We start from the raw sequence: 20,138 nt of genomic DNA, 5'->3' as shown, positions 1-20,138 counted from the left end.
CGGCGTGACCGCTCCGCTCGCCGATTTCCCCGGAGGACCCGACCGTGCACCGTTCCCCCACAGCCGAGGCCGAGGTCGCCGACGAGCTGGCCGAAGTGCGGCCGGACCTCGCCGGCCGGTACGCGGCCGAACTGCCGGGCGCCCGGGCGGCGGTGCTGACCCGGCTGTGGCGTGCGCTCACCCATGAGCCGCTGCCCTGGGTCGAGCGCCGGGAGCCGGCCGGGGAGGGCCGGCTGCTGCGGCTGCGCGACGGCCGCCGGCTGCACGGCCCGGTGCCGGACCCGTACGCGACCGCCGGGTACGTCACGGCCGTACGGCTCGACGGTGCGGCGTACGAGGATCCGGCCCGGCTGCTGGCGGACCTGCGGGTCCCGCACGGCGCGGACCTGGCCCGTGAACTCGGGCACAGCGTCGCCTCGTTGGCGCTGTCGCGGGCCGGGCAGCCGGCCGGGCCGCAGGACGCGCCGGAGCGGGACTGGGAGTGGGAGCAGCGGGTGGTGGACGGGCACCCGTACCACCCCAACTGCCGTTCCCGGCCCGGTTTCTCGGTGGCCGAGCAGCTGGCGTACGCGCCCGAGCACCGGCCGGTGGTGGAGCTGGGCCTGCTGCCGGTGCCGGCCGCGGAGTGCCTGGTGACGGGCGAGTGGCCGCGGTCGCTGCGCGACGGGGGGCGGGTGATGGTGCCGGTGCATCCGTGGCAGGCGGCGCATGTGCTGAAGCGGCAGGGCGGGGAACGGCTCACCGGTCATCCGCTGATGTCGCTGCGCACCCTCGCGCTGCCCGGCGGACCGCAGGTGAAGACGGCGCTGAGCACCCGGCTGACGTCGTCCGTGCGGGACATCTCGGTGGGGTCGGTGGCCGCCGCCATGACGCTCTCGGAGTTCGCCGAGCCGCTGGCCGACGAACGGCTGTGCTTCACCCGCACGCTGGGCGCGGTCACGGACGGTTCGCCCGATCTCGCGGCCGTGCTGCGGGAGTCCCCCGAGACGTACGCGAGGGCCGGGGAACGGGTGGTGCCGGTGGCCGCGCTGCCGCTGACCGGGCTGCCCCGGGACCCCGGCTGGCTGGCCGGGTTCGCCCGGCTCGCGATGACCGCCGGGATGCGGCTGCTGGAGCTGGGTGTGGCGCTGGAGGCACACGGCCAGAATTTGCTGGTCGTGCTGTCCGCGACGGGTGTCCCGGTGCGTCTGGTCTACCGTGACCTCGCCGACATCCGGGTCAGCCCGCTCCGCCTCGCCCGGCACGGCGTCCTTCTGCCCGAGCTGCCGCCGCGCATCCTCACCGACGACGAGACGGTGCTGCGGCGCAAGCTGTTCGGGTCGCTGGTGGGCGGGGCGCTGGCCGCGGTGGCGGGCTCGGCACCGGCTCTGGGGGCCGCCCTGGAGAGCGCCGTACGGGAGCTGCCGGACACCCCGGACCGGGCCGCGCTGACGAGTGAGCCGCTGCCGGTGAAGGCACTGACGCTGATGCGGCTGTCGCCGGGAGCACAGGGCGATCAGTGGGCTCGGCTGCCCAACCCCCTTCCGTGACGCCCGTTTCGCTCGCTTCGCTCGTTTTGGAGTCGGCCCGGCCCGGTCCATAAGATCCGTCGATGATCACAAGAAAACGGCTGGCGGCCGGGGCCGGTGCCCTGTTCGCCGCGCTGACGGCCGGACTGGCGCTGCCGTCCACGGCGCTCGCCGACGAGACCACGGCCGGGCAGCCCAAGGTCAATCTCGTGCTGGACGTGAGCGGTTCGATGCGCGCCCGCGACATCGACGGGCAGTCCCGGATGGCGGCGGCCAAGCAGGCGTTCAACGAGGTGCTGGACGCGACGCCCGAGGACGTCCGGCTCGGCATCCGCACCCTCGGCGCGAACTACCCGGGCGACGACCGCAAGCGGGGCTGCCGGGACACCGCGCAGCTCTACCCGGTCGGCCCGCTGGACCGCACCGAGGCCAAGGCGGCGGTCGCGACCCTGGTGCCGACGGGCTGGACGCCGATCGGTCCGGCGCTGCTGAAGGCGGCCGACGACCTGGAGGGCGGCACCGGTTCGAAGCGGATCGTGCTGATCAGCGACGGTGAGGACACCTGTGCCCCGCTCGACCCGTGCGAGGTGGCCCGCGAGATAGCGGCCAAGGGCATCGGCCTGACCATCGACACCCTCGGCCTGGTGCCGAACACGAAGATGCGCCGGCAGCTCAGCTGTATCGCGGAGGCGACCGGCGGCACCTACACCTCGGTCGAGCACACCGACGAACTGACCGACCGGGTGAACCAGTTGGTGGACCGTGCGGCGGACCCTGTGGTCACTCCGGTGGTCACCCAGGGCGGCTCGGAGTGCGCCAAGGCGCCGACGCTGGAGTCGGGCCTGTACTCCGACCGCGCGGAGTTCGGCGAGCAGCGCTGGTACCGGGTGGACGTACGGCCCGGCCAGGAGCTGCGCGCCTCGGTGAGCGTGGCCGCGGACCGCGCGGTCGACCCGGACTACGGGGTGCTGCTGCGGGCGGTCACCGTCCAGGGCCGGGAGATCGTGCGCGGCGAGGCGGCGGGCAACGGCCGTACGGACGCGCTGTCGACGGGCCTGCGCTACCCCAAGTCCGAGGCGGACGGGGAGGACGGCGAGGACGCCGCCGCCGAGGCCGTCTGTCTCCAGCTGACCAGCTCCTTCTCCCCCGCCCCCGGCGTCAAGACCACGCCCGGTCTGCCGGTGGAGCTGACCCTCGACGTGGTGGACGGGCCGAGCGAGGCGGACGACGTGGCCGCCTTCGGCCTGGGCCGCGGCTGGTGGCTGCTCGGCGCGCTGATCGTGGCCGGGTTCCTCACCGGTCTGGTGTGGGGCTGGCTGTCGCGCTGGCGGATCGCGGTCTGGAGGACCAACTGATGCGTGTTACCCGAGTGTTCGCCACCGTCCTGCTCGCCCTCGGCCTGGCCGCGGGCCCGGCGGCGGCCGATCCCGGTGACGCCCCGACCGAGGCGGGCACGTCCTTCCGTACGGCGACGGAGATCGACCAGGGGCGGACCGCGACGGCGGACGCCTCCGCGGGTGACTACCTGTACTGGTCGTTCCCGGCGGACGCCGGACAGCGGCCGACCGTCCGGGCGACCGTGAAGCTGCCGAAGGCGCACGCCGCCGAGACCTGGCAGCTGGACGTGTACGACGGTCTGCGCCGCCGCCAGGCCTGCCAGTGGGGCGCGCAGACGCGTACCGCCGCGGCCGGCGCGGGCAGCGTGGAACTGACCTGTGTGCTGCGCACCGTGCGGGCCTGGTCGGAGCCGTGGGCGAACGACCCGCTGCCCGGCACGTACTACGTCCGGCTCACCGCCGTCGGCCTGCCCACCGGGGACCTGGGCCTGCCGGTGGGCGCCGAGGTGCGGGTGGACGCGAAGGACATGGGCGGCGCGGTGGCGGTGGACGGCCGGCTGGGCGAGCCGCTGGTGCCGGGCAGCGCGACGGCAGCTCCGGCCGCGCAGTCGGAGGATGCGACCCCGGTGCTGTCGGGCATCGAGCCGGAGGACGGCTGGGCCTCCGGCTGGTGGTCCGACCGCTGGGTCTGGACGGCGGCCGGCGGCCTGCTGGCCGCGCTCGCGGGGATCGGCGGTTACGCGCTCACCCGCGGCTCGGGGCGGCCGCCGGGGGTGCCGCCGAACGTGTGAGGTCCGTTCGGTGAGGTCGGCTCCGTGAGGTCGGCTCCGTGAGACCTGTTCAGTGAGGCCCGCGTCCCCGTGACGCGGGCCTTTCTCATGCGCACAGCTCTCCCGCACGCAGCTCTTCCGCGCGCAGCCCTCACGCACGCAGCGCCTTGGCGACCGCGCCGTCGCCGGTGACGGTGACGCGCCCGTCGCGCACCGCGTCGCGCAGGGTGAGTTCGCCGCGCCCGAGGGCCGTGCAGGTGGCGACGTCCATGGCCAGGCGGGCGTCCGGTTCGCCGGGGGCGGGCCCGTCGCCGTAGACCGGGCCGTCGTCGGCGCCGGCGTGCAGATGGAACTCCCCCTCGTCGAGGCGTACTTCGACGACGCCCGTCTCCCCCTCCAGGGCGCGCAGCAGCGGCAGCGCGAACCAGTGGGCGCGCACCGCGTCGGTGGGCCGCCGCTCGCCCAGCTCCGCCTGGCCCCAGGTGCCGAGGGCCTGGAGCACCGGCAGCAACTGCCGTCCGCGCGGCATGAGTTCGTAGACGTAGGCCGCGCCGGGCGGGGGCAGCCGGCGCCTCGCGGTCAGCCCGTCGCGCTCCATGTCCTTCAGCCGCGAGGCGAGGACGTCGGTGCTGACGCCCGGCAGGTCCGCGTGCAGGTCGGTGTAGCGGCGGGGGCCGGCCAGCAGCTCACGGACGATCAGCAGGGTCCAGCGGTCGCCGACGACGTCGAGCGCGCGGGCGGCGGAGCAGTACTGGTCGTAGCTTCGGCGAGGTGGCATGCGACGCAGTCTAGACAAGTTGTTGGACTTTCCAAGCGGCTACTTGGTAAAACCAAGTGACACTGGTTACCTGGAGGGGCGCATGGAGTTCCGGCAGTCGAGCAAGCTGAGCGAGGTCTGTTACGAGATCCGCGGCCCGGTGATCGAGCACGCCGACGCGCTGGAGGAGGCCGGCCACAGCGTGCTGCGCCTGAACACCGGCAATCCGGCCCTCTTCGGCTTCGAGGCGCCGGAGGAGATCATCCAGGACATGATCCGGATGCTGCCGAAGGCGCACGGCTACACCGACTCGCGCGGCGTCCTCTCCGCCCGCCGCGCGGTCGCCCAGCGCTACCAGACGCTCGGCCTGGAGGTCGACGTCGACGACGTGTTCCTCGGCAACGGCGTCTCCGAGCTGGTGTCCATGGCCGTGCAGGCGCTGGTCGAGGACGGCGACGAGATCCTGATCCCCGCCCCCGACTTCCCGCTGTGGACGGCGGTGACGACGCTCGCCGGCGGCAAGGCGGTCCACTACCTGTGCGACGAGCAGGCGGAGTGGTACCCCGACCTCGCCGACATGGAGTCGAAGATCACCGACCGGACGAAGGCGGTCGTGATCATCAACCCGAACAACCCGACCGGCGCGGTCTACCCGAAGGCGATCGTCGAGGGCATCCTCGACCTGGCCCGCCGCCACGGCCTGATGGTCTTCGCCGACGAGATCTACGACCAGATCCTCTACGACGACGCCGTCCACCACTCGGCCGCCGCCCTCGCCCCCGACCTGGTCGTCCTCACCTTCTGCGGCCTGTCCAAGACCTACCGGGTGGCGGGCTTCCGCTCCGGCTGGCTGGTGGTGACCGGACCCAAGCAGCACGCGCGCGACTACCTGGAGGGCCTGACCATGCTGGCCTCCATGCGGCTGTGCGCCAACGCCCCCGCGCAGTACGCCATCCAGGCCGCGCTCGGCGGCCGGCAGTCCATCGCCGACCTCACCGCCCCCGGCGGCCGGCTGCGCGAACAGCGCGACGTCGCCTGGGAGAAGCTGAACGAGATCCCCGGCGTGTCCTGCGTGAAGCCGAAGGGCGCGCTGTACGCGTTCGCGCGCCTCGACCCCAAGGTGCACCGCATCCACGACGACGAGAAGTTCGTCCTCGACCTGCTGCTGCGCGAGAAGATCCAGGTCGTCCAGGGCACCGGCTTCAACTGGCCCGCCCCCGACCACTTCCGCATCCTCACCCTGCCCCACGCGGACGTGCTGGAGACGGCGATCGGGCGGATCGGGCGCTTCCTCAGCGGGTACCGGCAGTAGCCGGCGTCAGCCGAGGGCGAGTTCGCACCAGACGGTCTTGGTGTAAGGGTCACCCCATGTCGTGCCCCAGTGGGTGGCCAGCGCCTCGACGAGAAGCAGGCCACGACCGGACTCGGCGTCCCGCGAGGGGGGTTCAAGGGTTCCCGGGGTGGGCGGACGGCGGTCGACGCGGGCGTCCGTCACCTCGATACGGAGTGCCGGGTCCGCCGGGTAGAGCGTGAGGCGCAGGCGGAAGTCGCGTCCGTTCACCCTGCCGTGCAGCACCGCGTTCGCGGCGAGTTCGGCGACCAGCAGCGCCGCCGTGCGGTTCGCGTCACTGTCGTACGGCCACCCCCAGGCGTCGAGTTGCTGCGCCGTGAGGCGCCGGGCGAGGCGCGCACCTCGGCGGGTGGCCGACAGACGGAGGGTGAAGTGGCTCGCGGGGGTGACGATATCGACGTTCATGTCACTCAGCGTGGTCGCGGGACCCTACGCTGAACAGCGTCATCGGCGGTACGCAGAGTCACTGTCCGGTCGCCGTCCGGCACCGTCCGGGCCGTGACGCGTGACGGTGGCAGCCGGTGGGACGTTGGGTACGGGCGGCACGTGGGAGGTGTCGGGCATGGGCGTGACGGGGCAGGGACAGCAGTTCACCGACGGTACGGAGCCCTACGGCGGGGACGACGAGTCCGCGGCGGTGCTGCGGACGGTCGGCAAGGTCATCAAGATGTGCCGCGAGCGGACGGGGATGACCCAGGCCGAGCTGGGCACGGCGATCGGTTACAGCGAGGAGCAGGTGTCGTCCGTGGAGCGGGGACGGCGCGCACCGAAGGCGCCGTTCCTGGAAGCGGCGGATCAGGTGCTCCGGGCGGAGGGGATGATCGCCGGGCTGAAGAGGGATGTGGAGGAGGCTCGGTATCCCAAGAAGGTACGGGACCTGGCCAAGCTGGAGGCGGAGGCCGTGGAGTTGTGCGCCTACGCCAACACCGTCATCCACGGCCTGCTCCAGACCCCGGAGTACGCGCGGGCTCTGTACAGCATGCGCCGCCCCCTTTTCACAGAGGACGAGTTGGAACGCCTCGTCGCTGCGAGGCTGTCCCGCCAGGGGATCTTTGAGCAGCAACCGGCTCCCATCTTCAGCTTCGTGCTGGAAGAGGTGACGCTGCGCCGCCCGCTCGGAGGCAAAATGGTGATGCGGAAGCAGCTCGAACGCATGTTGGAGGTCGGCCAGCTGCGGAACGTAGAGATCCAAGTGATGCCTACGGATCGCGAGGACCATGCCGGCCTCGCAGGATCACTCCAGCTGCTGAAACTCAAGGGAGGCGACACGGTGGGGCACAACGAGGTTCAGCTCACCAGCCGCCTGGTCTCCAACCCCAGTGAGATTCAGGTCCTTGAGATCCGCTACGGGATCATCCGCGCCCAGGCTCTCACGCCTCGTGAGTCCCTGGCCTTCATCGAGAAAGTGCTGGGAGAGACATGATCACCAACCCCTCGGCGGGGAACGGTTCCGAGCTGGAGTGGTTCAAGAGCAGCTACAGCACGAACGACGGCCCGGAGTGCGTCGAGGTCGCCTGCACCCCCGGCACCACGCACGTACGCGACTCCAAGAACACGCAAGGACCCCAACTCGCCTTCGGCGTGGAACAGTGGGCCGCCTTCATCGACGCGCTGAGGCCCGTAACCTGACCGCATGGGTGATCTTTTGCTGGTGCGGCACGGTGAGACCGAGTGGTCGCGGTCCGGGCGGCACACCGGGCTGACGGACGTTCCGCTGACCGAGCGCGGGCGGGAGGAGGCGCGGCGGCTCCTCCCGCTGATCCGGTCGTACAAGGTCGCGACCGCGTTCGTCAGCCCGCTCGGGCGGGCGCGGGAGACGGCCGAACTCATCGGGCTGCGCGACGCGCGCGTGGACGAGGATCTGCGGGAGTGGGACTACGGCGGTTACGAGGGCATCACCACCGTCGACATCCAGCGGGAGCGGCCCGGCTGGTTCCTGTTCCGGGACGGGGTCGCGCCGGGCCCGCCGGAGCACCCCGGAGAGACGCCCGAGCAGGTCGGGGAGCGGGCCGACCGGGTGCTCGCCAAGGTGGACGCGGCGCTCGCGGACACCGAGGGGTGTGGGGTGCTGGTCGCGCACGGGCACTTCCTGCGGGTGCTGACCGCGCGGCGGCTCGGGCTGCCCCCGGCGGACGGGGCGCTGTTCCAGCTGGCGACGGGGACGCTGTCGCGGCTGGGCACCGAGCACGGGCGGCCGGTGATCGCGGGCTGGAATGTCAGACCCGCGTCGTAGCCTTCGAAGCGGTGGGGACGTCCCCCAGCGCCGGGAAGGAGCACGCCGTGACCCGACCGCCGACCGCCGCGCTGCGGCGTGTGATCGACGCCGCCGACCCGGTCACCGGGCGGCTGCGGGGCGGTACGCAGGCGCAGCTCGCCGCGCTGGTCAAGCGCGGGCTCGCGTTCCGGCACCCCCGCCCGCCGCACGACCACTTCCTGACCCCGGCCGGCCACCGGCTGCGTGAGGGCGAGCCCTCGCCCCCTCCGGCGCCCCCGCCCGCCGGGCCGTCGGCCGAGCCCGCCGGGCACTCGGGGCGCACCGGGGTGTTCGCCGCCCGCATCGGCGGCGAGGAGGACGCGCCGCCGGACGGCCCGGCCCGCCTGCGCGAGGTGCACAGCGCCTGGCAGGGGCTGCTGGAGCTGCGCCGGATGACCAACCCCGACGGTGCCGTGGACCGGCCCTGCGGGTGGGAGCGCGGCCATCTGGTGCAGGCCGCCGCGCTCGCCCTGGAGGCCGCCGGGCACCGGCCCGAGGGCCCGGACAAGGCGGGGTACCGGGTGCGGGCCACCCCGCAGCCGGACGCCGTCGCCGTGCACGGGCCGGACGCGGGGACGCTGGACGCCTGTGCGGCCACGCTGGAGCGGGCCGGCTGGCACGCCGGCGCGCACACCGACCCCCGGACCCGCGCCCGCTATCTGCTGGCCTCACCCCGCCGCGTGTAGCGCCCGCGGACCCCGTGTCAGGATCGGGACACCCACAACCGTGCCAGGAGATGAGAACGTCATGACCGAGCCGTTTTCCGTTCCGGTGACCGTCCGCGGATACGAGACCGACACCCAGGGCCATCTGAACCAGGCCGTGTATCTCAACTACGCGGAGCACGCCCGCTGGTCGCTGCTCCAGGCGGCCGGCATCCGCCAGGCCGACCTCCTGGCCAAGGGGGTGGGCCCCGTGGCCCTGGAGACGACCATCCGCTACCGGCGGGAGCTGCTCGCGGGCGACGAGGTCCGCGTGACCTGCGAGTTCGAGTGGGGCGAGGGCAAGACCTTCCGCATCCGCCAGCACATCCTCAAGACCGACGGCACCCTCGCGGCCGAGATCGAGGCCGTCGGCGGCCTCCTGGACCTCTCCACCCGCCGCATGGTCCCCGACCCCCGGGAGCGCTTCAAGGAACTGGCCGCGGATCCGGCCCTGTTCGGGCTGTGAATTCGCGTGCTTCGTGGCTCTTGACCTGCGATGCTGCTGCGTCATGGCGGTACGACGCAGTAAACCCAGTCTGTACGTCTCGGTCGACATCGAGGCCGACGGGCCCATTCCGGGGCCGTACTCCCTGCTGAGCCTGGGCGCGGCCGTCGCCGGGGTGCAGGGGGACGACGGGTTCGTGCCGGCCGTCCCCGAGCGGCAGACGTTCTACCGGGAACTGCGGCCGATCAGCGAGGAGTTCGTGCCGGAGGCGCTCGCGGTGAGCGGGCTGGACCGCGAGCGGCTGTGCCGGGAGGGCCTCGATCCGGCGCTCGCGCTCACGCAGTTCACCCGCTGGGTGCGCGAGGTGAGCGCCGACGCGGGTGCCCAGCCGGTGATGTGCGGCTATCCGGCGTCGTACGACTGGACGTTCCTGTACTGGTACCTGATCCGCTTCACCGGGGACAGCCCCTTCGGGCACTCCGGCTGCCTGGACATGAAGACGCTGTACGCCACGAAGGCCGGGGTGCCGCTGCGAGCGGTCGCCAAGCGCGCGATGCCGGCGGAACTGCTGCCACGGCGCCGTCACACGCATCACGCGCTGGACGACGCCGTGGAGCAGGCGGAGCTGTTCGCCAACCTCATGGAGTGGCCGGGGCCCGGGTCGCAGCCCCGGTGATCTCCTCTCCGGCTTCCATGGGGTGGGTGACGTCCTGGGCGTCGCCGCCCTTGCCGAGGTGGTTGAAGACGAAGTTCAGCAGCACGGCGGCGACGCAGCCGGTGGAGATGCCGGAGTCCAGGACGATCTTCGCGGTCTCCGGGAAGGCGTGGTAGAACTCCGGCGCGGTGATCGGGATGATGCCGACCGCCAGCGAGACGGCGACGATCAGCACGTTGTTGTCCTTCTCCAGGCTCGCCCTCACCAGCGTCTGGATGCCGCTCGCGGCGACCGAGCCGAACAGGACGATGCCCGCGCCGCCGAGGACCGGGCGGGGCACGACGGCGATGAGCGAGGCGGCGACCGGGCACAGGCCCATCAGCACCAGGAAGCCGCCGCCGGCCGCGACCACGAAACGGCTGCGGATCCTCGTCATCGCGACCAGGCCGATGTTCTGCGCGAAGGCGCTGCACATGAAGCCGTTGAACAGCGGGCTGATCGCGGAGCCGAGGGTGTCGGCGCGCAGACCGGCGGCGATGGTCTTCTCGTCGGCCGGGCGGTCGACGATCTCACCGAGGGCGAGCATGTCGGCGGTCGACTCGGTCATCGACACCACCATCACCACGCACAGCGAGACGATCGCGGCGAGCTGGAACTGCGGGGCGCCGAAGTGGAACGGCGTCGGGAAGCCGACGATGTCCGCCTCCGCGACCGGGCTGAAGTCGGTCACGCCGAGCGGAACGGCGATCAGCGTGCCGATCACCAGGCCGAGCAGTACGGCGATCTGCTTGACGAAGCCACGGGTGAAGCGGCGCAGCAGCAGCACGATCAGCAGGGTCGCGGCGGCCAGCCCCAGATTGGTGCCGGAGCCGAAGTCGTCGGCGGTGGGGCTGGAGCCCTGCGCCCAGCCGAAGGCGACCGGGAGCAGCGAGATGCCGATCAGGGTGATGACGGTCCCGGTGACGACCGGCGGGAAGAAGCGGACCGCCTTGCTGAAGAAGGGCGAGGCGAGGAAGCCAAGCAGACCGGCGACGATGACCGCGCCGAAGATGATCGGCAGCGCGTCGTTCTTGTCCTCCGTGGACGCGACGATCGCGGTCATGGGGGCGACACCGGCGAAGGTGACACCGTTGACGAAGGGCAGGCGGGCACCGATCTTCCAGATGCCCAGGGTCTGCAGGAAGGTCGCGAGGCCGGCGGTGAAGAGACACGCGCCGGTCAGGAACGTCAGTTCCGTGCCGGACAGGCCGATGGCCGCGCCGACGATCAGGGGCGGGGCGACGACGCCCGCGTACATGGCGGCCACGTGCTGGAGGCCGGTCGTCGCCATCTTCAGGGGCGGCAGTTTCTCGTCCACGGGATGGACGGCGGGGCGGTCGCCGGGGTCCTCGGCGCGCCCTTGGTCGGACATGGGCGGTACGGCATCGGGCTGAGCGGCCACGGCGGCTCCTCCGGTCGCGTTGCACGTCGTGCGACGTGGGTTTCAGGGAGGTGGTGCGGGTGTGGTCGTGCGGGACCGTTGGGGGGTGGCGCTGGGGACGGGTTGCGGTGCTCGTGAGCGGTGCCTCGGTGCTGTCCGGCCGTTCCGGGGCGCGCGTCGGCGCGCGCCCCGGAGACGGCTGCCGTGGATCCCGCTCGGATCCACGGGTCCGGCCGGGAGCCGTCCCTCCCTGCCGGAGTCCTGGGTGCCGGTCGAACCGGTCAGCCTCGCGCGGCGATGCGCGCCAGGCGCTGGGCCTCCTCACGGGTGGACCGGGCGACGGCGTCCTCGTCGACGGCGACCAGCCGGCCGTGGTCGACGATCTGCCGGCCGTTCACGAAGGAGGCGGTGACCGGGGCGGCCGCGCCGAGGACCAGCGCGGTCACCGGGTCGGCGATGGAGGCGTGGGCGAGGGTGTCCATCCGCCACAGCACCACGTCGGCGAGCTTGCCCGGCTCCAGCGAGCCGATCTGCCCGGCCCGGCCGAGGACCTGCGCGCCGCCGTAGGTGCCCAGCCGCAGCGCCTGACGGGCGGTCAGCGCCGCCTCGCGGTGCGGGCCGAGGCGGTTGATCAGCAGCGCGTTGCGCAGCTCGGTGTGGAGTTCACCGGACTCGTTGGACGCGGTGCCGTCGACGCCGAGGCCGACCGGGACGCCCGCCCTCAGCAGGTCGGGGACGCGGGCGATGCCGGCCGCGAGACGCGCGTTGGACGACGGGCAGTGCGCGACACCGGTCCCGGTGCGGGCGAAGGCGGCGATGTCGGCGTCGGTCATGTGGACGCAGTGCGCCATCCACACGTCCTCGCCCAGCCAGCCCGTGGACTCGAAGTAGTCCGTCGGCCCCATGCCGAACAGCTCGTGGCAGAACTTCTCCTCCTCCGCCGTCTCCGACCCGTGGGTGTGCAGGCGCACCCCGAGTCGGCGGGCCAGCTCGGCGCCCTGGCGCATGAGTTCGGTGGAGACGGAGAACGGCGAGCAGGGGGCGACGGCCACCTGGGTCATGGCGTCGAAGGAGGCGTCGTGGTGCTCCCTGACCGTCTGCTCGGTGGCGGCGAGCGCGTCCTCCAGCGTCTCGACGGCGAAGTCCGGGGGCAGCCCGCCGTCCTTCTCGCCGCGGTCCATCGACCCGCGGGCCAGGGTGAAGCGGACACCCGTCTCGGCGGCGGCCCGGATGACCGCGCCGGACAGGTCGCCCGCGCCCCTCGGGTACACGTAGTGGTGGTCCATGGCGGTGGTGACACCGCCGCGGGCCATCATGGCGAGCGATCCCCGGGCGGCGGCGTAGGTCATCCGCTCGTCGATCCGCGCCCAGACCGGGTACAGCGCGACCAGCCAGTCGAACAGGTTGTGGTCGGTGGCCAGGCCCCGGGTGATCCACTGGTAGCAGTGGTGGTGGGTGTTGACCAGACCGGGCGTGGCCAGATGGCCGCTCGCGTCGATCCGGCGCACCACGTTCTCCAGCCCCTCGGGGGCCCTGCCCGCGCCGACCGACTCGATCCGGTTGCCGGCGAGGACGAGGTGTCCGCAGGCGTACTCCGTGTCGTCCGCGTCCACGGTGGCGACCGCGCAGTTCTCGATGACGACGCGCTGGGCTGCCGATGGCGCCATGGTGCTTCCTTGTCTGTCGGTGGCGGCCCGTGAACGGTGAGGTGATCACGGGGTGGGCACGGCAGGACCCCAGGAGGACGCGAGTGCCGGGGTGACCCCGGTGGGGCGGGCCCCCGGTCCGGGCGGCGGGACCGGGGGCGCGCGTCCCGCGTCAGAGGTTGGTCATGTCGACCGGGATACGGGCCTCGCAGCCGTCCCGCAGGATGGTGGCCTCGATCAGGCCGTAGGGGCGGTCCGCGGCGAAGTAGACCTCGTTGTCGTTCTTCAGCCCGAACGGCTCCAGGTCCACGAGGAAGTGGTGCTTGTTCGGGAGGGAGAAGCGGACCTCGTCGATCTCGCTGCGGTTGTTGATGATCCGCGCGCCCATCTGGTACAGCGTCTGCTGCAGCGACAGGGAGTAGGTCTCGGCGAAGGCGTGGAGCATGTGCTTCCTGACCTGCTCGTAGGACTTCTCCCAGTTGGGCATCTTCTGCTCGTCGTCGGTCCAGTTGAACCGCCAGCGGCCGGAGACCTGGGTGGCCAGGATGCGGTCGTACGCCTCCTTGAGGGTGGTGTACTTGTCCTTGACGTAGCCCCAGAACTCGGAGTTCGTCGAGTTCATCACGACCAGGTCCTTCAGACCGGAGATGACCTCCCACTTCTCACCGTCGAAGGTGATCTGGGTGAGGCGGGTCTCCTGGCCCTTGCGGACGAAGGAGTGCTTGACCTCGTCGGCGCCGATGAACTTGCTGTTGGCGTCGGAGGTCTCGATGCGCTCCCAGGCGTACTCCTCGATCCGGATCCGCGCCCGGTGGATCGGCTCCTGGCTGGTGACGAAGTGCCGGGCGAGGTGGATGCCGAACTGCTCGGCGGACTCGATGCCGTACTCCTTGGCGAACGCGTACACCGTGTTCTTGGTGGTGTCGGTGGGCAGGCAGTTGGCGTTCGAGCCGGAGTAGTGGACGTCGTCCATGTCGCCGCTGAGGGCCACGGAGACGTTCAGGTCCTTGATGTGGTGGGTGGCGCCGTCCCGCGTGATCTTTACGACTCGGTTCTCGGCCTTGCCGTACTGGTTCTGTCCCAGGATCGTGGGCATTGTCTGCTAGCTCCCTCGGTAAACGGAGTAGCCGAACGGGTTGAGCAGCAGCGGCACGTGGTAGTGCTCGCCCGGCACGACGGCGAACGTGATCGCCACCTCCGGGAAGAACACCGCGGCACCGCTGTCCCGATTCGCGGGGGCGTCCTGCTGCGCATCGGCTTGCTTCTTCTCGAAATACGGTTCGACGGCGAAGTCGAGCCGCACGTGTGTCGTCCCCTCCGGCAGCGCCGGAAGGTCCTTGCACCGGCCGTCCGCGTCGGTCGCCGAGCCGCCGAGCGCCTGCCAGTTCGCCTCTCTCCCCCCGCGGGCGGAGAGGTGGACGGCGATGCCCTCGGCGGGGCGGCCGGCGCTGGTGTCCAGGACGTGGGTGGACACGGAGGCGGTGGTGCTGGTGCTCATGGTCAGGCGTCCTCTTCGACGAGTCGGGCCAGGCGGATACGGTTGATCTTGCCCAGCTCGGTGCGGACGATCTCCCGTTCCCGCTCCGGGGCGTTGCCGATCCGCTCCTTGACCGCGTCGCGCATCTGCTCGCCGGTCCGGCCGGTGGCGCAGATCAGGAAGACATGGCCGAACTTCTCCTGGTAGGCCAGGTTCAGTTCCAGCATCTCCGCCTTGAGGTCGTCGGAGGCGCCGGCCATGCCGCTCTGCTCGCGGGCGGAGGCGGGGTCGCCGGGCTTGGGCCGGCCGATGGGCGGGTGCCCGGCCATCGCCTCCGCCAGGTCCTCGGCGGTCAGGTCGGCCATCGCGGCGTCGCTGGCCGTGTACAGGTCCTCGGCCGAGGCATAGGGGCGGGCCGCGAGCAGCCGGTTGGCCCATGCCGTGGAGGCACACGCCTCGTGGAGCGCGGCGAAGGCCGCGGCCTCCTCCAGAGCGTTGAACCGGGCCAGGCCCGGCGGCGTGGGAGTGGAAGTCACGGGAGCCTCCGTGGCCGTGTCGGCCTTCGTGCAGTTCGTGCGTGCTGAACGGGCTGCGGATAGCTAACGCCCTCCGAAACAGCACGTCAACACTTTGTTGAAAATTCGGGGTAACAAAGAGGAGTGCCGCGGGAGGTGCCCCGAACGGGGAACGCCGCCGTCCCAGATCGGGACGACGGCGTTCGGGATATTGCCGGGCCGGGGCGGGTTCGCGGGGGCCTCGGGTGAGGCTCGCGGGGACTCGGGTGAGGTTCGCGGGGACTCGGGTGAGGTTCGCGGGGTCTCCGGTGAGGTTCGCGGGACCTCGGAAGGACGCTGCTAGCCCTGCTTCTCCCGGTTGAGGTAGTTGTAGACGGTGAAGCGGCTGACGCCGAGCGCGCTCGCGACGGTCTCCACGCCGTGCCGGACGGCGAACGCGCCGCGCGCCTCCAGGGTGCGGACGATCTCCTGCTTGGCCTTGCGGTCCAGGTCCGCCAGCGGTCTGCCGCGCTTGCGCTCCATCGCGGCGAGGATGTGATCGAGGGAGTCCGCGAGCTGCGGCAGCCGCACCGCGACCACGTCGGTGCCCTCCCAGGACAGCACGACGTCGTCGGGCCCGGCCTCGTCGGGCGGCATCATCTCGCCGCCCATCGCGTCGACCAGGGGCTTCACGGCCGTGATGAACGGCTCGTCGCCGGACCCGGTCACCGCTCGTCCTCCCCCACCACGTTGACCTGGAGCGAGACCCGGGTGGCGCCCGCCTCCAGGGTCCTGCGCAGCAGGGAGTCCACGGCGGTCAGGACCCGGTCCGCGGCCCCCTCCGCAGTGTTCCCGAACGGCCCGACATCCACCTCGTCCAGCTCGGCCCCCTCGATCACCTCACGCGCCACCACCGCGTGCGCGGGCGCTTCGTCGAGATCGAAGGGCTCGGTCGTGAATTCCACTCGCAGTCGCACGCGCTCAACCTAACCCGCGGCACGGCCGTTCGTGCAGCCACGGCGGCTACGGACCCCGACGGGACCAAGAGCCGTACCACTGCCCGTCCACCGGTCGTACGGATGACGCGCCGGCGGACGGCAACTCCGCCTCCGGCTCTTGACAGGTCTCCCGGCCGACAGGCAGTCTTCCCCATGTCTTCCATTAAGCAGAAAGAAGATTCCGCAATGCGAAATAGCTAGCGGAACAGTAAGCCGGCAAGCCAGGAAGGGAGCGCGGCCCCGATGGGATTCGCAGACCAGCGCTTCAACGTCAACCTGTCGATCCTCTTCACGGAACTCCCGCTCCTGGAGCGCCCCGCGGCCGCCGCCGCGGCCGGCTTCTCCGCGGTCGAGCTCTGGTGGCCCTGGATCGACTCCCCCACCCCCGCGCAGTCCGAGCTGGACGCGCTGAAGAAGGCCATCGAGGACGCGGGCGTGCGGCTCACCGGCCTCAACTTCTACGCCGGGCAGCTCCCCGGCCCCGACCGCGGCGCCCTGTCGGTGCCCGGTGCGGAGTCGGACAGGTTCCGCGCCAACGTCGACGTGGCCGCCGGCTTCGCCGCCTCCCTCGGCTGCAAGGCGCTGAACGCGCTCTACGGCAACCGCGTGGAGGGTGTCGACCCGGCCGAGCAGGACGCGCTGGCGCTGGAGAACCTGACGCTCGCCGCCCGCGCCGCCGACCGGATCGGCGCGATCCTGCTGATCGAGGCGCTGAACCAGCCCGAGTCGCCGCTCTACCCGCTGGTGAGCGCCCCGGCCGCGGTGGGGATCGTCGACAAGGTCAACGACGCGACGGGCCTCGGCAACGCCAAGTTCCTCATGGACCTCTACCACCTGTCCATGAACGGCGAGGACCTGCCGTCGGTGATCGAGCGGTACGCCGCGAAGACCGGGCACGTGCAGATCGCCGACAACCCGGGCCGCGGCGCCCCCGGCACCGGCACCCTGCCGCTGGAGGACCTGCTCGACCAGCTGCGGAAGGCCGGTTACGACGGCTGGGTCGGCCTGGAGTACAAGCCCGGCGACCGGCCGAGCGCCGAGGCCTTCGACTGGCTGCCCGCCGAGGCCCGCGCCGCCCGCTGACCCCCTTGCACCGAAAGAGGCACCCTCATGAGCAACAACCTCCCCGCTTCCTCCCAGCCGGCCCGCCCGGCGATCGCCTGGATCGGCCTCGGCATCATGGGCTCCCCCATGTCCGAGAACCTGATCAAGGCGGGCTACAGCGTCACCGGCTACACCCTGGAGCAGGAGAAGCTGGACCGCCTGGCCGCCGCGGGCGGCACCGCCGCCGGTTCGATCGCCGAGGCCGTGCGCGACGCCGACGTGGTCATCACGATGGTCCCCGCCTCCCCGCAGGTCGAGGCCATCGCCTACGGCCCCGACGGCATCCTGGAGAACGCCAAGTCCGGCGCGCTGCTGATCGACATGTCCTCGATCACCCCGCAGACCTCGGTGGACCTGGCGAAGAACGCCAAGGAGAAGGGCATCCGTGTCCTGGACGCCCCCGTCTCCGGCGGTGAGGCCGGCGCCATCGAGGCCGTGCTGTCCATCATGGTCGGCGGCGAGCAGGCCGACTTCGACGAGGCCAGGCCGATCCTGGAGGCGCTCGGCAAGACCATCGTGCTGTGCGGTCCGCACGGCTCCGGCCAGACCGTGAAGGCCGCCAACCAGCTGATCGTCGCCGTGAACATCCAGGCCTGCGCCGAGGCCGTGGTCTTCCTGGAGAAGTCGGGCGTGGACCTCAAGGCCGCGCTGGACGTCCTCAACGGCGGCCTCGCGGGCTCGACCGTGCTGACGCGCAAGAAGGACAACTTCCTGAACCGCGACTTCAAGCCGGGCTTCCGGATCGACCTGCACCACAAGGACATGGGCATCGTCACCGACGCCGCCCGCAACGTCGGCGCCGCGCTGCCGGTCGGCGCCGTGGTCGCCCAGCTGGTCGCCTCGCTGCGCGCCCAGGGCGACGGCGGCCTGGACCACTCGGCCCTGCTGCGGGCCGTCGAGCGCCTGTCGGGCGCCCAGGTCTGACCCACCGGACCCCGTCCGACCCCCAGAGCCCGGGCGGCGCCGCCGCTGACACCTGTCCTGTCGCGCCCAGGCGGCGGCGCCGCCCGGAATCCACTTCAACAATCTGTTGACGCCCAGATCGGCCCACTTCTAGGCTCCACAAAGCGGAAACGGGTTTCCGCTGCCCCTCGTACGGAAGGTCCACGATGTCGAAGCGCGTGCTCACCACCGAGTCCGGCGCCCCGGTCGCCGACAACCAGAACTCCGCCTCCGCCGGCGTCGGCGGCCCTCTCCTGATCCAGGACCAGCAGCTGCTGGAGAAGCTGGCGCGCTTCAACCGGGAGCGCATTCCGGAGCGCGTCGTGCACGCCCGCGGTTCCGGCGCCCACGGCTACTTCGAGGTGACCGACGACGTCACCGGCTTCACCCACGCCGACTTCCTGGACACCATCGGCAAGCGCACCGAGGTGTTCGTGCGCTTCTCGACCGTGGCCGACTCGCTGGGCGGCGCCGACGCGGTGCGCGACCCGCGCGGTTTCGCGGTGAAGTTCTACACCGCCGAAGGCAACTACGACCTCGTCGGGAACAACACCCCGGTCTTCTTCATCAAGGACCCGATCAAGTTCCCGGACTTCATCCACTCGCAGAAGCGCGACCCGTTCACCGGCAAGCAGGAGCCGGACAACGTCTGGGACTTCTGGGCCCACTCCCCCGAGGCCACCCACCAGGTCACCTGGCTGATGGGCGACCGCGGCATCCCGGCGTCGTACCGCCACATGAACGGCTACGGCTCGCACACCTACCAGTGGACGAACGAGCGGGGCGAGGCCTTCTTCGTCAAGTACCACTTCAAGACGAACCAGGGCATCCGCTGCCTGTCCACCGAGCAGGCCCAGGAGATCGCGGGCAAGGACCCCAACTCCCACCAGACGGACCTGCTCCAGGCGATCGAGCGCGGTGTGAACCCGTCCTGGACCCTCTTCGTGCAGATCATGCCCGCGGCGGAGGCGGCGGACTACCGCTTCAACCCGTTCGACCTGACCAAGGTGTGGCCGCACAGGGACTACCCGCTGCAGCGCGTCGGCCGCCTGGTGCTGGACCGCAACCCGGACAACGTGTTCGCCGAGGTCGAGCAGGCCGCGTTCTCCCCGAACAACTTCGTGCCCGGCATCGGCCCCTCCCCGGACAAGATGCTCCAGGGCCGCCTGTTCGCCTACGCCGACGCCCAGCGCTACCGCCTCGGCGTCAACCACACCCTGCTCCCGGTCAACGCCCCGAAGGCGACCGAGGCGCACAACTACGGCCGCGACGGCTTCATGGCCCTCAACAACCAGGGCCGCCACGCCAAGAACTACGAGCCGAACTCCTACGACGGCCCCGTCGAGACCGGCCGCCCGCTGTCGGCGCCGCTCGCCGTGTCCGGCCACACCGGCACCCACGAGGCCCCGCAGCACACCAAGGACGACGACTTCTTCCAGGCGGGCGAGCTGTACCGCCTGATGAGCGAGGAGGAGAAGTCGCGGCTCGTCGCCAACATCGCCGGCGGCCTGTCCCAGGTCTCCCGCGACGACGTCATCGAGAAGAACCTGGCCCACTTCCACGCCGCCGACCCGGAGTACGGCAAGCGCGTGGAGGAGGCGGTCCGCGCCCTGCGCGAGGACTGAGCCACCACGACTCCCTGACCGCACCCGGCCGCCGGACGGCCCGGATGAGGGGTGGCCGCCCGACCCGGGCGGGCGCGGACAGGGTGCGGACCGCGGCGGCAGTGCGAGCCAGTGCGGTGGTGAAGGACCGCGGCGCTCTTCTCGACCTGAGGGAAGGGCGCTCCCGGTCCGTCGCATCCGCCGCGGTCCCAGCTCCATCCCGGACGGGCGCCGGGTGCGGACGGTCCCGCACCCGGCGCTTTCCCGTGCCCGCTCCGGGGTGCGGATCGCGCCCGCCCGCAGCAGCCTGAAGGCATGGCACACGCATCGCACCACCCGCACGTCGTGGTCCATCCGCCCGCCCTGGACGGCTCCCGCCGGGTCACCGAGGGCGACGAGACGCTGGGCATCGCCACGCACGCCGACGACGTGGGCGAGATCCTGCGGCTGGCCGATCTGTACGTCACCGATGTGGCGGAGAGCGACCTCATCGAATGGCAGGGCGGCGGCCCCGACGAATGGCCGGGGCTGTCGGAGCACCACGACGGCTGAACAGCCGTACCGCAGCGGTCGTACCGCCGCTACGACACCCTCAAATGAACCTCTGAACCCGTCTCCGGGAGGCGTAACCGTCACCCGGAGGCGGGCACAGTGCTGTCACGGGGCCCGCCG

At 71.7% G+C, this 20,138-nt stretch carries 23 protein-coding genes; 14 read left to right on the top strand and 9 right to left on the bottom strand.

Annotated elements, in window-relative coordinates; genetic code table 11:
- The first annotated feature begins 44 nt into the window (after positions 1-44).
- The 3 genes from AB0K92_RS21235 to AB0K92_RS21225 all read left to right on the top strand — a co-directional run bounded on the left by AB0K92_RS21235 (position 45) and on the right by AB0K92_RS21225 (position 3,636).
- The gene (locus tag AB0K92_RS21235) at positions 45-1,529 is read left to right on the top strand and encodes an IucA/IucC family protein (RefSeq protein WP_365925015.1); all 1,485 of its coding nucleotides are present in this window, start codon (positions 45-47) and stop codon (positions 1,527-1,529) included.
- 62 nt (positions 1,530-1,591) lie between these two features.
- Complete coding sequence (locus AB0K92_RS21230) at positions 1,592-2,863, top strand: VWA domain-containing protein (protein ID WP_365925013.1); 1,272 nt, start codon at positions 1,592-1,594, stop codon at positions 2,861-2,863.
- The gene (locus AB0K92_RS21225; RefSeq protein ID WP_365925011.1) at positions 2,863-3,636 is read left to right on the top strand and encodes a hypothetical protein; all 774 of its coding nucleotides are present in this window, start codon (positions 2,863-2,865) and stop codon (positions 3,634-3,636) included. The genes AB0K92_RS21230 and AB0K92_RS21225 overlap by 1 nt, the downstream gene beginning before the upstream one ends.
- A 130-nt stretch (positions 3,637-3,766) precedes the next feature.
- Here the strand turns inward: AB0K92_RS21225 and AB0K92_RS21220 are convergent, their stop codons facing one another.
- Positions 3,767-4,393: a winged helix-turn-helix transcriptional regulator gene (locus tag AB0K92_RS21220; RefSeq protein ID WP_365925009.1), complete on the bottom strand. Its 627-nt coding sequence runs from the start codon at positions 4,391-4,393 to the stop codon at positions 3,767-3,769.
- A gap of 82 nt (positions 4,394-4,475) precedes the next feature.
- Here AB0K92_RS21220 and AB0K92_RS21215 point away from each other — a divergent pair, with 82 nt between their 5' ends.
- On the top strand, positions 4,476-5,684 hold the full coding sequence (locus AB0K92_RS21215; RefSeq protein ID WP_365925007.1) for a pyridoxal phosphate-dependent aminotransferase: 1,209 nt from the start codon (positions 4,476-4,478) through the stop codon (positions 5,682-5,684).
- Between the two features lie 6 nt (positions 5,685-5,690).
- On the opposite strand, the gene AB0K92_RS21210 is transcribed toward AB0K92_RS21215, so the two are convergent.
- Positions 5,691-6,128, bottom strand: a complete 438-nt coding sequence (locus tag AB0K92_RS21210; RefSeq protein WP_365925005.1) for an ATP-binding protein — start codon at positions 6,126-6,128, stop codon at positions 5,691-5,693.
- A gap of 157 nt (positions 6,129-6,285) precedes the next feature.
- Between AB0K92_RS21210 and AB0K92_RS21205 the strand changes: the two genes are divergently transcribed.
- From AB0K92_RS21205 to AB0K92_RS21180, 6 genes are all read left to right on the top strand, one after another.
- Positions 6,286-7,146: a helix-turn-helix transcriptional regulator gene (locus tag AB0K92_RS21205; RefSeq protein WP_365925003.1), complete on the top strand. Its 861-nt coding sequence runs from the start codon at positions 6,286-6,288 to the stop codon at positions 7,144-7,146.
- Positions 7,143-7,352, top strand: coding sequence for a DUF397 domain-containing protein (locus tag AB0K92_RS21200; RefSeq protein ID WP_365925001.1), 210 nt, complete (start codon positions 7,143-7,145; stop codon positions 7,350-7,352). Before AB0K92_RS21205 ends, AB0K92_RS21200 begins: the two co-directional genes overlap by 4 nt.
- Positions 7,353-7,356: 4 nt before the next feature.
- Positions 7,357-7,956, top strand: coding sequence for a histidine phosphatase family protein (locus tag AB0K92_RS21195; RefSeq protein ID WP_365924999.1), 600 nt, complete (start codon positions 7,357-7,359; stop codon positions 7,954-7,956).
- Between the two features lie 47 nt (positions 7,957-8,003).
- Complete coding sequence (locus AB0K92_RS21190; protein ID WP_365924997.1) at positions 8,004-8,663, top strand: hypothetical protein; 660 nt, start codon at positions 8,004-8,006, stop codon at positions 8,661-8,663.
- 61 nt (positions 8,664-8,724) lie between these two features.
- On the top strand, positions 8,725-9,147 hold the full coding sequence (locus AB0K92_RS21185; protein WP_365924995.1) for an acyl-CoA thioesterase: 423 nt from the start codon (positions 8,725-8,727) through the stop codon (positions 9,145-9,147).
- A 43-nt stretch (positions 9,148-9,190) separates the two neighbouring features.
- A complete protein-coding gene (locus AB0K92_RS21180) occupies positions 9,191-9,802 on the top strand; it encodes a 3'-5' exoribonuclease (protein WP_365924993.1) in 612 nt (203 codons plus the stop codon).
- Here AB0K92_RS21180 and AB0K92_RS21175 read toward each other — a convergent pair.
- From AB0K92_RS21175 to AB0K92_RS21145, 7 genes are all read right to left on the bottom strand, one after another.
- Positions 9,765-11,192 carry a nucleobase:cation symporter-2 family protein gene (locus AB0K92_RS21175; RefSeq protein ID WP_365925042.1) on the bottom strand — a complete coding sequence of 476 codons (1,428 nt, stop codon included), beginning with the start codon at positions 11,190-11,192 and terminating at the stop codon, positions 9,765-9,767. The genes AB0K92_RS21180 and AB0K92_RS21175 overlap by 38 nt on opposite strands.
- Positions 11,193-11,482: 290 nt before the next feature.
- A complete protein-coding gene (locus AB0K92_RS21170) occupies positions 11,483-12,868 on the bottom strand; it encodes an 8-oxoguanine deaminase (protein WP_365924991.1) in 1,386 nt (461 codons plus the stop codon).
- A 151-nt stretch (positions 12,869-13,019) separates the two neighbouring features.
- Positions 13,020-13,943: a factor-independent urate hydroxylase gene (gene pucL, locus AB0K92_RS21165; RefSeq protein ID WP_365924989.1), complete on the bottom strand. Its 924-nt coding sequence runs from the start codon at positions 13,941-13,943 to the stop codon at positions 13,020-13,022.
- Positions 13,944-13,949: 6 nt separating this feature from the next.
- Positions 13,950-14,345 carry a hydroxyisourate hydrolase gene (uraH, locus tag AB0K92_RS21160; protein ID WP_365924987.1) on the bottom strand — a complete coding sequence of 132 codons (396 nt, stop codon included), beginning with the start codon at positions 14,343-14,345 and terminating at the stop codon, positions 13,950-13,952.
- A 2-nt stretch (positions 14,346-14,347) separates the two neighbouring features.
- The gene (gene uraD / locus AB0K92_RS21155) at positions 14,348-14,860 is read right to left on the bottom strand and encodes a 2-oxo-4-hydroxy-4-carboxy-5-ureidoimidazoline decarboxylase (RefSeq protein ID WP_365924985.1); all 513 of its coding nucleotides are present in this window, start codon (positions 14,858-14,860) and stop codon (positions 14,348-14,350) included.
- 318 nt (positions 14,861-15,178) lie between these two features.
- Complete coding sequence (locus AB0K92_RS21150; RefSeq protein ID WP_166003034.1) at positions 15,179-15,547, bottom strand: helix-turn-helix domain-containing protein; 369 nt, start codon at positions 15,545-15,547, stop codon at positions 15,179-15,181.
- On the bottom strand, positions 15,544-15,795 hold the full coding sequence (locus tag AB0K92_RS21145; RefSeq protein ID WP_166003033.1) for a hypothetical protein: 252 nt from the start codon (positions 15,793-15,795) through the stop codon (positions 15,544-15,546). The genes AB0K92_RS21150 and AB0K92_RS21145 overlap by 4 nt, the downstream gene beginning before the upstream one ends.
- 264 nt (positions 15,796-16,059) lie before the next feature.
- Here AB0K92_RS21145 and AB0K92_RS21140 point away from each other — a divergent pair, with 264 nt between their 5' ends.
- From AB0K92_RS21140 to AB0K92_RS21125, 4 genes are all read left to right on the top strand, one after another.
- Positions 16,060-16,899, top strand: a complete 840-nt coding sequence (locus AB0K92_RS21140) for a TIM barrel protein (RefSeq protein ID WP_365924983.1) — start codon at positions 16,060-16,062, stop codon at positions 16,897-16,899.
- 27 nt (positions 16,900-16,926) lie between these two features.
- Positions 16,927-17,844: a 2-hydroxy-3-oxopropionate reductase gene (locus AB0K92_RS21135; RefSeq protein WP_365924981.1), complete on the top strand. Its 918-nt coding sequence runs from the start codon at positions 16,927-16,929 to the stop codon at positions 17,842-17,844.
- Positions 17,845-18,029: 185 nt separating this feature from the next.
- Positions 18,030-19,487 (top strand): catalase, encoded by a 1,458-nt coding sequence (locus tag AB0K92_RS21130; RefSeq protein ID WP_365924979.1) that lies wholly within the window; start codon positions 18,030-18,032, stop codon positions 19,485-19,487.
- Positions 19,488-19,781: 294 nt separating this feature from the next.
- The gene (locus tag AB0K92_RS21125) at positions 19,782-20,018 is read left to right on the top strand and encodes a hypothetical protein (protein WP_365924977.1); all 237 of its coding nucleotides are present in this window, start codon (positions 19,782-19,784) and stop codon (positions 20,016-20,018) included.
- Positions 20,019-20,138: the final 120 nt, after the last annotated feature.

Source organism: Streptomyces sp. NPDC052687, assembly GCF_040678395.1.
GTDB lineage: Bacteria > Actinomycetota > Actinomycetes > Streptomycetales > Streptomycetaceae > Streptomyces.
Note: the sequence above shows the minus strand (reverse complement) of the source record. Positions and strands in the feature narration are given on the sequence as shown.